At 67.1% G+C, this 12,249-nt stretch carries 11 protein-coding genes; 6 read left to right on the top strand and 5 right to left on the bottom strand.

Annotated elements, in window-relative coordinates; all coding sequences use genetic code 11:
* Positions 1 to 43 precede the first annotated feature (43 nt).
* On the bottom strand, positions 44 to 1,354 hold the full coding sequence (locus ACIOHP_RS28495; RefSeq protein WP_401891921.1) for a cellulose binding domain-containing protein: 1,311 nt from the start codon (positions 1,352 to 1,354) through the stop codon (positions 44 to 46).
* A gap of 1,486 nt (positions 1,355 to 2,840) precedes the next feature.
* Here ACIOHP_RS28495 and ACIOHP_RS28490 point away from each other — a divergent pair.
* From ACIOHP_RS28490 to ACIOHP_RS28480, 3 genes are all read left to right on the top strand, one after another.
* Entirely contained in the window at positions 2,841 to 3,215 is a 375-nt protein-coding gene (locus tag ACIOHP_RS28490) for a hypothetical protein (RefSeq protein WP_401891920.1), read from the top strand.
* A gap of 702 nt (positions 3,216 to 3,917) precedes the next feature.
* Positions 3,918 to 4,352, top strand: a complete 435-nt coding sequence (locus ACIOHP_RS28485; RefSeq protein ID WP_401891918.1) for a pentapeptide repeat-containing protein — start codon at positions 3,918 to 3,920, stop codon at positions 4,350 to 4,352.
* Positions 4,353 to 4,539: 187 nt separating this feature from the next.
* Positions 4,540 to 5,577, top strand: coding sequence for a GDSL-type esterase/lipase family protein (locus ACIOHP_RS28480; RefSeq protein WP_401891916.1), 1,038 nt, complete (start codon positions 4,540 to 4,542; stop codon positions 5,575 to 5,577).
* A gap of 378 nt (positions 5,578 to 5,955) precedes the next feature.
* Here ACIOHP_RS28480 and ACIOHP_RS28475 read toward each other — a convergent pair whose 3' ends face one another.
* Both ACIOHP_RS28475 and ACIOHP_RS28470 read right to left on the bottom strand, forming a co-directional pair.
* Positions 5,956 to 6,453, bottom strand: a complete 498-nt coding sequence (locus ACIOHP_RS28475) for a pyridoxamine 5'-phosphate oxidase family protein (protein ID WP_401891915.1) — start codon at positions 6,451 to 6,453, stop codon at positions 5,956 to 5,958.
* A 303-nt stretch (positions 6,454 to 6,756) separates the two neighbouring features.
* Positions 6,757 to 6,993, bottom strand: a complete 237-nt coding sequence (locus ACIOHP_RS28470; protein WP_401891914.1) for a hypothetical protein — start codon at positions 6,991 to 6,993, stop codon at positions 6,757 to 6,759.
* A gap of 359 nt (positions 6,994 to 7,352) precedes the next feature.
* On the opposite strand from ACIOHP_RS28470, the gene ACIOHP_RS28465 reads away from it, so the two are divergent.
* Together ACIOHP_RS28465 and ACIOHP_RS28460 are read left to right on the top strand one after the other, a co-directional pair.
* A complete protein-coding gene (locus ACIOHP_RS28465) occupies positions 7,353 to 8,108 on the top strand; it encodes an SDR family oxidoreductase (protein WP_401891912.1) in 756 nt (251 codons plus the stop codon).
* A 34-nt stretch (positions 8,109 to 8,142) separates the two neighbouring features.
* Positions 8,143 to 8,865, top strand: coding sequence for a TetR/AcrR family transcriptional regulator (locus ACIOHP_RS28460; protein ID WP_401891910.1), 723 nt, complete (start codon positions 8,143 to 8,145; stop codon positions 8,863 to 8,865).
* A 617-nt stretch (positions 8,866 to 9,482) separates the two neighbouring features.
* Here ACIOHP_RS28460 and ACIOHP_RS28455 read toward each other — a convergent pair.
* Complete coding sequence (locus tag ACIOHP_RS28455; RefSeq protein ID WP_401891908.1) at positions 9,483 to 10,091, bottom strand: TetR/AcrR family transcriptional regulator; 609 nt, start codon at positions 10,089 to 10,091, stop codon at positions 9,483 to 9,485.
* Between the two features lie 88 nt (positions 10,092 to 10,179).
* Here ACIOHP_RS28455 and ACIOHP_RS28450 point away from each other — a divergent pair, with 88 nt between their 5' ends.
* On the top strand, positions 10,180 to 10,899 hold the full coding sequence (locus tag ACIOHP_RS28450) for an SDR family NAD(P)-dependent oxidoreductase (RefSeq protein WP_401891906.1): 720 nt from the start codon (positions 10,180 to 10,182) through the stop codon (positions 10,897 to 10,899).
* Between the two features lie 892 nt (positions 10,900 to 11,791).
* Here ACIOHP_RS28450 and ACIOHP_RS28445 read toward each other — a convergent pair.
* The gene (locus tag ACIOHP_RS28445) at positions 11,792 to 12,145 is read right to left on the bottom strand and encodes a helix-turn-helix transcriptional regulator (RefSeq protein ID WP_060895109.1); all 354 of its coding nucleotides are present in this window, start codon (positions 12,143 to 12,145) and stop codon (positions 11,792 to 11,794) included.
* Positions 12,146 to 12,249: the final 104 nt, after the last annotated feature.

Below are 12,249 nucleotides of genomic sequence, written 5' to 3'. Positions count from 1 at the left end.
GCGTACGCGTAACGACATCATGGCCATGATCAATCTCCGAGAGTCAGGACGCGGTGCAGGAGAGTGTGCCGAGGGTTCGGTCGTCGCCGCTGAGCGTCATCCCCCAGGTCGTCGACGCGCCCGGTGTCAGCGAGCCGTTGTAGGAGGCGTTGTGAACGGTGGTGGCGGGGCGGGACGGATCCACCACCGCGTTCCAGCGGTTCGCCACGGTCACACCACCCGGCAGGGTGTGGTGCACCGACCAGTCGGTGACCGGCCGGGACCCGGTGTTGGTGACCGTGACGTCGGCCTGGTACCCGCCCTGCCATGAGCCGGTCAGCTTCCACTCCGCCGTGCAGGCGGTGTCGCCGGAGGGGCTCGGCGCGGGAGTGGGCGGTGGTGTCCCTCCAGAGCTGTCGGTGGTGTAGGGGACGGGGGTGTAGTCCTGCGAGCAGCCTCCCGCGCACCCTGACGGCAGCGAGAAGGAGTACGTACGGCCGCCGCCCAGCCAGGTGTCGGCTGCGTCGCGGATCCGTATGGTGAAGCTGCTTTGGCCGGAGGTCGTCGCGCCGATGACGTAGGACTGCCCCATGTCGCTGTTCATTGTGGCGTCGGTCCAGGTGTCGTTCGCCCGGTACTGGACGCCGTGGATGCCGTTGGGTAGATGGGAGACGGCGATGGCGGGCCAGTACCGCTGGGCTCCCCTGAGGAAGCCGATACGGATGTCTCCGCTGTAGTCAGGGGCCGGGACGAAGCTCCAGGAGACATGACGGTTGTTCCAGTGGTCCGGGTACATCGTCGCCACTGGCGTGTCGCCGATCCGGAAGCGGTTGAGAGAGTCGGTTGCCAGGTCGAGGTGGTTGGGGTCGTCCCGGCACCAGGCGTTGGAATCGGCGCAGCTGTCCGCGACGAGCATGGTCATGGTGGCCCCGTTGTACTTGTCGGCCACCCAGGAGCCGTTGCGGCAGAAGGGCAGGCCCGGGGAGCCGTCGTTGGTGCCGGTGCAGTAGTCCCCGATGGTGACCTTGACCCAGCGGCCGCAGTTGCGGCCGTTGTCGAAGGCGCCCTTGACCGATGCGCTTGAGTCCGGCACCGGGCGGGGGTAGGTGCTCGAGTAGTCGCCGGGTGTGTTGAACACGTTGAGCGCCACGAAGTCCTGGGTGTCCAGTTCGCGTTGCGGCAGACCGCAGCCGCCGTAGGGGCTGCCGAGCCCGGTGAAGTGGGTCGCGTTGCCCAGGACCTCAGTTGCAGCGGCACTCGCCGCGGGCGGCTGGGCCGCCGCGGCCACGACGGGTAACGCGGCGCAGCAGAGCGCTGCCAGCAGCGTGGCGGTGCGCCTTCGGGCCGGCGAGCGGGGGGTCGAAAGAAGCTGCATGGAGGGATCCGCCTTCTTTGTGACGGGGCGCCGTGACGTTCGTATGGGAGTCCTCTCGGAGGGAGGGGAGTGAGCGCTGGAACACCTCATCCATGGGAGCGCTCCCACAGTATCCGTATCCGGGGACTGTAGGAGAAGGTCATGCCCCTGACAAGGGGGTGGGTTCCCGTCGGAATTTTCGCCCTGTCCGAGCCGGGGCGTGCCCGGCCGGACAGGGGTGGAGTCAGCTGAGGTTCCACGACTGGATGGTGCCGCCGTTGCAGGTCCACAGTCGGACGAACCAAGGACGCGCTGGCGACCGTCGAGGGCGCCCGGAGCTTCGTCGACCAGCTGCGCCGCGCCTCCGACAGCACCGTCGTCTACGCCGAACTGCCCGGCGGCCAGCACGCGTTCGACGTTTTCCACTCCCCGCGCTTCGAGGCAGTCGTGGACGGCGTCGAAGCTTTCACCGCCTGGGTCCTGGCCGCTCCGCAGCGCACTCCTGACCCAACCCGCTAGACCGTGTATCGAAGTGGCTCGTGGCGGCCTGCGGGGCATGTTCGAGAATGCCGTAGCCGCTCGTATCGCGGACCTGCGATGGTGTCCGTCATGGATTCGGAGCCGCAGGCTGATCTCGATCGGCACTATGACCCCGGGGGCTGGTTGGCTCGGTTCGCGGGTCGGCTGCTTGTGGTCTGTCCGCGATGCGGGGGCCGTGCTCTCGTAATCCCCCGGCCAGGCATTCCTGATCCCAGATACTTCAGCGAGCTTCTGTTCCAGCCGCGTCGTCTGGCTTGTGGAGGGTGTGGTGCCGTCGAAGACTGGAAGCCTGAGGTGAGGGGGGCCGGGCTGGTCGGTGCGGTGCTGGGTGGTAGTGAGGATCCGTTCTTCCAGCGGCCTCTGTGGCTGCAGACCCATTGCGCTGGGCACATCTTGTGGGCCTATAACGAGGAGCACGTCAACGAGCTGTCTGCCTACGTCGGAGCGCGATTGCGAGAGCGTGGTGGCACGCGGCCGACGATGTCGATGTTCGCTCGGCTGCCAGCGTGGATGAAGCGGTCGGGCAATCGCTCGGGGGTGCTGGCCGGCCTCGAGACCCTGCGGGAACTGGCGAAGCGGACGGCGCCTGCTGACCGCTCCGCTGCTGCGCACGAGCGCGGTGACCGCCCCAGAGCGCACAGGAGTATGTACTTTCGGGGCGGCCCTTATGAGTCTTGAAGGCTTTGATCACAGCCATTCGTTGATGGTTGCGATGAGGACGGTTGCCTCGTACCGGACCACACGCTTGTCATCAGGTGCTGCGCGTGGGCGGCGAAATCGAGCAGCTGGGCGGTGGGGTTCGCATCCATGGGCATCCCCTTGTCTTCACTGGAGAAGGGGCATCGGGCCGGAGAGGTAAACCTCCGGCCCGGTCTGCGGCGTACGTTCAGGCGGGCACGTTGCAGCCGTCGACTCCAGCCCGAACACGGAACCGTCTACTCCCTTGAGCCCGGGGAATGCGGTGCTCATGACACTGGCGCGCTCACTGCCCGACAATGCCACCGAGTGGTGGATCTTCCTGGGAACGTTCGTCCTCTACGTGCTCGGACGCTGGTTCTTCGCTTGGCAGCGAGCCAGGCGTGAGGACGACAGCCATCCCATGCGTACCGCGTTCGCCGAAGAAGACGATCCTGCCGCAAGCCATGCGGCCATGGTCGGGGGCTTCCGTTCCTACCGGCAGTTCTTCGGCTTTGTCGGAAGCGCCGTCGCAGTGGTTCTCGTCGCTGTCCTGACCGAAGGCTGGCTGCGCCCCGTCCTGCTATGGATCATTGTTCCGCTTCTGGTCATAGCGCTCTCGTACCTCGACTTCCGCCAGGCCCTCAAAGCGCGCTCAGAAGCGTGACAGGGACGCGGGCAAGCGGCAAGGCGTACCACCCGGCCTCACCCGTATTCGCGCAACAGCTCCTCGATCTTCCGGTTGGCGATCTCCTGCGCCCGTCAGGGCATTTGGCGTAGCGGCCCAACAGGACGCGCCCGCGCCCTGGACGAAGACATCCTCGCCCGCCGTCGACGTCCCCACAGCGACGACCACCCCAACACCGTGGCCAGCGCCAACAACCTTGCCGCCCTGCCGTGGGCGCTGAGACGACACGGGCAAATCCTCGCCTGGACGAGAAGACGATGGAGACACGCCGTCGCTGGCCGGAGCATCCGGACGTACTGCACACGGCGACCGGACTGACCAACAGATGTGCACGCGAGTCGGTGACACAGTCATCGCGGGGTGTCGCTTGCACAGAAAAGCGAACAAGTGTCGCAATAGAGGGTATGGATCACGTGGACCTCTCCGACGGCCTGGTGTGCCTGCAAGCGGACTGATACCACAGCTACGACGCGCTCGCCGAGCCCCGCCCGGCCTATACGACGGCGCAGCGCCGCCGCCTGTACGCGCTGTCGGTCCGGCTGCGCTGGCACCCGTACCGGACGCGCACGGTCGCGGTGTCGGCGGCCCCCGCGGAACTGCGCCCAGGGGGGCCAGCTGACGGACGCCGAACTGTGGGAAATGCGGGCGACGGACACCGACCCGGCTGACACGATGGCGGACATGATCACGCCACTGACGACGAGACAACGACTCGCCGCGCTCCACGGCTATGCGGCCGTGGCCGGTGAGGACTTCACCGGTCAGAACCTGGCTTCCGCTCGTACGTCGCGGCTGCGGTTCACCCGCTGCTCGTTCAGCGGGGCCGATCTACGCCACGCCACCCTGGACGGGTGTTGGTTCAAGTTCTGTGACTTCAGCGACGCAGACCTGCGCGGGGCTTCACTGCGAGAGGTCAGCCTGGCCGGATGCGATCTACGGGGTGCTGACTTGCGCGACACCGATCTGACCGACGCCAGGTTCGGCAGCGTGAACACCGGCAGGCCCCCGCTCGGGCTGACCAACGTCACCGGCGCCCGGTTCGAAGGAGCATCCTTGCGCAACGTTCAAGCTGAGGGCGTCATCGGGTGGCCACCGGGACACGGCACGAACGGGTAGGGCCTGCCTGGCGGCGGGATCACGATCTGCCGAAGTTCCTCGGCGTCGGTCGGCGTGCAGTCCGGGCCTGTCCGGGATATTGACGTGTCAGCGACAACAGTGGCTTGATGAACAGTACGTAGTAGTGGGAGCGCTCCCACACGTGCGTGCCACGTTCCCGCTCCACCCGCTTCGGGAAGGACACTCCGTGCGCAGCAGACACCGTCCGCTCCTCGCCACTCTCCTGGCCGCCCTGCTCGTCCTAGCCGCCGGCTTCGGCCTGGCCGGCGCCCCACCCGCCGCCGCCGCGACCCCTGTACGGATCATGCCGCTAGGGGACTCCATCACCGGCTCCCCGGGCTGCTGGCGCTCCCTTCTCTGGAACCAGCTGCAGAACGCCGGTTACACCGACATCGACTTCGTCGGCACACTGAACGCACAGAGCTGCGCCCTTACGCACGACGCCGACAACGAAGGCCACGGCGGCTTCCAGGCCACCGCCACCGCCGACCAGAACCTGCTGCCCGGATGGCTGTCGGCGACCCGGCCGGACATCGTTGTCATGCACTTCGGCACCAACGACGTCTGGAGCAGCATCGCACCGGACACCATCCTCGCCGCGTACACCAAGCTGGTCAGCCAGATGCGGGCCAGCAACCCGGCGATGAAGGTGCTGGTCGCCCAGCTCATCCCCATCAATCCGACCAGCTGCGCGGAGTGCGCCGCCCGAACGGTGGCCTTCAACCAGCGCATTCCGGCCTGGGCCGATGGCATCACCACCGCGCAGTCGCCGGTAACCGTCGTCGACCAGTGGACGGGTTTCGACACGGCCACCGACACCTACGACGGGGTCCATCCCAACGCCTCCGGCGACGCCAAGATGGCGGCCCGCTGGTACCCGGCGCTGTCGGCCCTGCTCACCCCGGGTGACCCAGGTGAGCCCGGGAGCGGGGGCTGTTCGGTGGCCTTCCGGGCGGTGTCGGTGTGGCAGGGCGGCTACCAGGGGGAGGTGACGGTCACCAACACGTCGTCCACGGTGGCGATCTCTTCCTGGTCGGTGACCCTCGCACTCCCGACGGGCACCCAGATCACGCAGGTCTGGAACGGCGCGCTGACCGGGACGACGGTGCGCAACGCCGGGTGGAACGGCACGGTGGCAGCGGGGCAGAGCACCACCTTCGGCTTCCTCGCGAGCACATCGGCTGCGGCGGGCACGCCTTGGGTGACGGCCACGTGTTCAGCTTGATCTGACGGGGAATCCCGGGTGTTCACACCCGGGAGGTCCGCGCTCGTAAGTGCTGCGCGGTGGCGCCGGGGAAGCTCGTCGTGCAGCTGCCCGGCGGCGGTGGATTCGCAGGGCGTTGCGGACAGTTGCCTCAGTGGAGTGGGTGATGGGGTGGAGTTGCTGTTGGAGGAAGGAGGCGACTGTCTCCCACGTGGGCGTCACCGGGCGGGGAGGCTTGGCGTGCCCGTGGTGTGTGGACTCCAGGTAGGCACCCTGACGGGTTTCGTCGTCGGTGAGCATGTCCTGCAATGGGCCGTGTCCGGTGGCAGGTCTGACGCCCTTCGGACAACAGCTGATCAGGCAGGGAGCTGCCTTCTGAGGGCCTCCGGCGCTTTGTTCTCAAAGGCGTTCACGCTCGGCCCGTTGCCTGGCCAGTTCCTCGATCGCGCTGGGCAGTGTCGTCTCGAAGTCGATCAGTTTCGCCCACGTCGGGGTCACCACGATCCGGACCATGCCGTCGTAGAGCGAGCGGACCTCGGCCTCCCCCGCGACCCGTTGCTCAGGTGTCATCTCGTACGAGCCGTTGATCTGGAGGTACTCGTCCGGGATGCCGTCGACGACGTCCAACTCGGCCCGACCGCGGATCAGCAGGATCTTGGGCGGGTGCGCCTCGGTGTCGATGGTCAAGGCCACCATCGGGTTCGCGCGCAGAAACGGGAGCTTCGGGGCGTTTTTCGTGGTGCACATGACGAGTTCGGAACCGTTCCAGGTGAACGCGATCGGGATGTTCCGGGGCGTGCCGTCCTTGGCCACGTACGCCAGTCGGACCACGTCGCGCGCGAGCAGCTCTCGGCTGATCGGCCGGTTGAGGATCTCGGTGATCTCGTTGGCTTGCATAGCGGTCCCTCCAGGGTCGTCGTGTCTGACCCTGGGACGTAGCTGTCGGGGCAGTTTCGACATCCGCCGGCAAAAGCGTCGCCACTCTTCTTCTCGCTGCCGCCTTCTTTCAGCTGTCAGGCCGTTGACCTGCAGGAATGATCGCTTGGAATGTGCGTGTCGATTCCCCGCGCGGCGTACCGCAAGGGGCGGTCGAACGCCTCTCGCCCTGTCGCGCCGAGTCGGTTGCCCTGCTGCGGTCGCTGGGCACGGTCTTCGATGCTCGCGGACGCCGTCGCGTTCTCTCGCTCGCATCTGTCCGCGTCAGCGGCCGGGGTGTGGTCCGAGCCAGTCCGGGGAGGGCACGCCGCTCACCTCACCTGCATGGAGGGTGGGGTGACGCTGGAAGCGCTCGACGAGGGTGCGGTCGGCCATGGGGTGATCGAAGCCGTCGAGGTGGGGCGTCGGGTAGTCCCCGATGGGCCGACAGCCGGTGTGCGGGGTCACGTCGATGCGTACAGACCACTTGGCGAAGTGGGACTGGGTGTCTTGGACAGGCATCGGTAAGGGGACGTCTTGGACGGGGGCAAGCAGCTGCCCAGGCCGGCTGTCTGGCCGAGCGCAGCCGAGGATCACCGCGAAGGAACTCGTGAGTGGTGGAGGGCCCGTGGCCATCAGCCATCAAGCGACTCGCGGCGTGCGTCGGGGGTGAACGACCCGAGTCCGAGGGGTTCGCCGTCGACGTCTTCGCGGTGCTGGCGAGGCGCACGCGCAGATGTCCCTGACCTTCTCCGGCGTGGCCGAACCGCTCCAGACTGCCGATGGTAAGTGGATCGACTTGCCATAAGGGTGGGGCGGGAGCTACCTTCAAATGGTGAGTCGCTCGACTTACCCTATGACTCGGCAAGGAAACAATCACCATGAATCGTCTTGCGGGCAAGCGCGCCCTCATCACCGGCGGCACGAGCGGGATCGGTCTGGAGACCGCGCAGCGTTTCATCGCGGAGGGGGCCGATGTGCTGGTCACGGGCGTGACCCCGGCCAGCATCGACAACGCGCGGCAGATCCTCGGGGACAAGGTGCCCGTCGTGCAGGCCGATGCGCGCGATCTCGACGCGCAGCGCGGCCTGGCCAAGCAGGTGCGTGAGCACTTCGGAGAACTGGACGTGGTCTTCTTGAACGCCGGGGTCTCGGATTGGCGGCCGTTCGAGGACCACACGGAGGACAGTTTCGACCGGCTCTTCGACATCAACGTCAAGAGCGTCTTCTTTCTCACGCAGGCCCTGGTGCCCGTGCTGGCCAACCCGTCCTCGGTCATCCTCAACGCGTCCAGCAGTGCGCACGGCGGCTACGGGAACTCGAACGCCTACGCCGCGACGAAGGCTGCTGTGGGCTCCTTGATGCGGTCGTGGAACGCGGACCTGCTCAGGTCGCACGGCATCCGGTTCAACGCGGTCAGCCCCGGCCCGGTGGACACCCCGCTCTACTCCAAGCTCGGGATCGAGGACCCCGCGGTGCAGGCCGCGGTCCTGGAGGGGATCAGCGCCGGCATCCCGCTCGGCCGCATGGGCCTGCCCGAGGAGGTCGCGGAAGCCGTCGTGTACCTGGCCTCCGATGCCTCGGCCTTCGCGGTGGGCCAGGACCTTATCCTGGACGGAGGGCAGACCGTCCTCTGACAGCGAGGATGCGGCCGGGAGACGGGCGAGGGGCATGGGTATGTCGGTGGCGGGCCGTGACCGAGCGGAAACCGGTGGCGATGCGTGCCAGGCCGGGTATCACGCGGAGAACAAAGCGGGGTATCACGCACAGATCAAGGCGGAGAACCGCGCGCGCATCATCCGCGCCGCCCGCGACCTCTTCCTCGCCCGGGGATACGACAAGGCCTCCTTGGCGCAGATCGCCAAGGAGGCCCGCGTCTCCACCGGCACCCTCTTCAAGCGGTACCCCACCAAGGCCGCGCTGTTCGCGGCCGTCACCGCCGAACAATGGCAGCTGGATGTGGAGTACGCCGAACCGCCCCCGCCCGGCGACCCCCGCTACGGCCTGGACCACATCGGCCGCGACTACGCCTGCCTGGTCGCGCGGCCCGGCACGGCCGCGCTGTGCCGCCTCATCATCACCGAACTTCCCCAGATGCCGGAACTCGCCGACATCGTCGGCACCGGCTTCGCCATCGACCGCGGACCCTTCTTCGACCGGCTCCGCGACTACCTGGACGCCGAAGTGCAGGCGGGCACGCTCGACTTCCGTTCGGCCGACGGAAAGCCACAGTCGGCATCCGAAGTGGCTGAACAGTTCCTCGGCATGATCTGCAGCCAGTTCCTGTGGCCTCAACTCGTACGGACCGACTTCGTCCCGCCCAACCCCACGGACGCCGCGATCGTGGACGAAGCCGTCGCCCTCATGCTCAGCCGCTACGGCACCGCATCCTGAACCCCGCACCGCCGGCCCATGCCGCCAGGACGGCGGCGCGGCGGGCTGCCGCGGAGGGGGCGCGTATCCGGTCGGCGGCCGCGTCCGCGAGGTCGAGTTGGCCGGCCCAGGCCGTGGCGACCTGGCTGACGAAGTCCTGGTCCAGGAAGTCCGCTCGGCGAGACCAGGCCCCACGTCCGTGAGGTCGTGGCCACCCCCTGGTGGTGCCGCCGGTCCTCGGTTCCTCGTGTGCTCGGACGCCTCGGCGGGACGGGGGCTGTGAGGATGATCCCCGGCTCCGCCGCTTCATGAAGACATGCGGGTGAATGCGGCAAATGTTCAGATGGGGCGGTGGGGCCACCACCGGGCGGTCGGGGGCAGGCCGACGTCCCATCGCCGACCGGAGCGCGAAGCCCGTCGAACAGCGAGCGGGGCTACACAGCACATGAGCACCCTGCCCTTCGAAGACACCACCGACTTCGAGAACGCCGACCGAGCCTTCGTCGGTGCGCTGGCCCCAGGCGTCGTCACGGCGGCCGACGGCCGGTCTTCCATGGACGCGTCGCGCCAGTCACGCTGGCCTCGAGCGAACCACAGAAAGTCGAAGTACGTGCGCAGATCGCGGGCCAATTAGCTGACTACAGCGTTGGCCAGCTGCCCAACGCGAGGTTCGCGACTTGCAGCAGCTCCGGGCGGGAGCTACCACTCGAGGCCTGGACGGCGATCCCATTGGCGACCGTTCTCAGGTAGAGCGCAAGGAGATGAGGATCTGTGGAAGGCGGAAGGTCACCGGCGTCTACCGCCTGTTGAAACCGGCGCGTCAAGTGGGCTATCCCGTCCTCACGCCATGCGATGAGTGCGTCTCGGACTGGGCGGCTCTCATCCCCGGCGGCCAACGCGCCCTGCACGCCAAGACAGCCCGTGGGGAACCCCGGCATGGTTGCCGCCTCGACCGTCCCTCGGAGCACAGCAGTAGCCACTGCTCGGCTTGTGGGCTCTGCCAGAGCTTGAGCGAAGTAGGCGGTCAAGCCCTCGGTGTACCGCTCCAGCGCCTTGTAGAAGAGGTCTTCTTTGTTGCCGAACGCCCTGTACAGGCTGGGGCGGCTGATCCCCATCGCTTCAGTGAGGTCGTCAAGGCTGGCGCCCTCGAACCCCTTTGACCAGAACACCAGGACTGCACGATCGAGTGCCTCGTCGATGTCGAACGCGCGAGGCCTGCCAGGAGGGGACGGTGTCGTGGAGGGCATTTCTTCATCCTACCCCTTCGGTACCGATCGGTACGGATGTGCTAACGTGTTTCGTACCAATCGGTACGCTATACGGAGAGGCGATATCGTGTCACAGACCGTACTCATCACTGGCGGAACCTCAGGCATCGGCTTGAGCCTCGCGCAATCCTTCATGGAGCTCGGGACGTCTGTCGTCGTCTGCGGGCGTTCGCAGGCTGCGCTTGACCGATTCGCGCAAGCACACCCGCAGGCGCTGGCCGTGCGGGCTGATGTGACGGACGCAGCTGATCGGGCAGCGTTGCTGCAAGCCGTCGCTGATCGCTTCGGGCATCTGGACGTGCTGGTCAACAACGCCGGTACGTTCGAAGAACGAGACTACGCAGCCGGCAAGAACCCCAATGCGACCCTCGACGCAGAGGTGGCGTTGAACCTCACCGCCCCCATCCACTTGACGGGCGAAGTGCTCGAGCGATGGCCATCGCCCGACGCGATCGTCTTCATCACCTCGGGGTTCGCTTTGGTCTCACCCACTCGCGCGCCTACCCACGGCGCGGTGAAAGCCGGCCTGCACGGCTTTGCGGACGGCTTGCGCCGTCAACTCGCCCCACGGGGCACCCATATCCTCGAGGTCCTCCCGCCGTCTACGGACACACCCATGAACGCCGAAGCCACGGGGAAGAAACTGACTCCCGCACAGGTGGCGGCGGTCACGATGAAAGCTCTTCGGCGGGGGCGGAACATGGCATTCCCCGGTCAGACGAAAGTCATGCCCGCCATGCTGCGCATCGCGCCGGGCACACTACGACGCGTCGTCGCCGAGCTCTGAACCCTAGAGAAAGCCTTCCCCCAAACACCGGACCGAGTGGGTCGAGTGGGCTCCCGTCTCCCGCGAAGCCGAAGGCAAGTAGCCGTTTCGGCCTAGACGAGCAGTTCCGATTGTGGGGTTCACGAATACATAAGGGGTGTCCAACATCGGTTTGTGATGACTGAGTTACTGAGCTCGTCGGGTTGTTGTCGGGTGGTGGGTGAGGGTGAGGCCGGTGCCGGCAAACCAGCCGTAGATGAGGTCGCGCCGAAGCTGGACATGGCGTCGGCGCCGACGCAGGGTGCGTTGGAGATGGTCGTCATCGGGAAGACGGCGGTGGCCAGTGGGCCGCGCCACAACAGCGACCAGACGCCCTCGACAGCCTGCTGCACTGGTCCACCTGGCGCAGGCGCCACCAGGCCGCAGCCGGACGCAGCCACTGCCAACAGTGGTCCGTCGACGAACCTGCTGGATGGATCACGAAACCGTACTGGAGTACCAGGCGGTGGGGGTGACGGGTGTCGCCGCCCCGCTCGGCTCGCGGTCCCCGAAAGTGCCACGCCACCTGCTGCGAGAGCCCTGCTGCGAGAGCTGCCGGTGCACACGTCGAAGGCCGTCGAGGTCCAGGTCTTCGTGCCGAGGGAGGCGACTCGGTCCAATCCGCATGTGCGTAGAGGCGGTCAGTGACCGGTCCGTGTAGGGGTACGGCGGGGCGGGTGGCCTGTCGCCTTGCTGGTTGCGTGGGTTGCGGCCACGCGGCGGGCGGGCGGGAGGCTGACCTCGCCGGCTCGGCCGTGGCCTGGTCGACGTTGTGTCCGGGGTGTCGTTCGGCGTGATCGAAGCTGGCCGCAAGCTGGACACCTGGCTGTGGTGGGTTCGGTTCGTCGCGGCCGCGGAGGGGCGCCCCAGAGGGTCAGGCGCACTCGGCGTTCACGTAGGGCTCCACGCGGCCGACGCTCTCCTTGAGGACGAGGTCGAGCAGTCCGGGGAAGCGCTGGTCGAGATCTTCCTTGCGCAGAGTGTTGAAACGGCGGGTGCCGACATCGTGCTGCCGGATGAGACCGGCCTCGCGCAGGACGCGGAAGTGGCGGGTGAGTACGGACGCGGTGACGTCCTGGGTGAAGCCGCTGCAAGCCAGACCGGGGGAGACGGAGAGGGTGACGACGATGGTGAGCCGGGTCTCGTCAGTCAGCGCGCTCATGATCTTGAAGAGGTCGAGGTCGTCCGTGTCGGGGTGGACGAGGGGTGATGAGGTGCGACTGGCCATGAGGAAAGAATAACCCCTGCCCTATGTTCGCGTCAGTGCGTACATGGGCTACAGTGAAGGCACGGATTGCCCCTTCATCCGTCATCCACCGGGTTGCCCATCAC

It is taken from the genome of Streptomyces sp. NPDC087859, from assembly GCF_044742595.1.
Lineage (GTDB): Bacteria > Actinomycetota > Actinomycetes > Streptomycetales > Streptomycetaceae > Streptomyces > Streptomyces canus_F.
The sequence above is the reverse complement of the archived record's forward strand: the minus strand, read 5'-3'. Positions and strand labels throughout refer to the sequence as shown.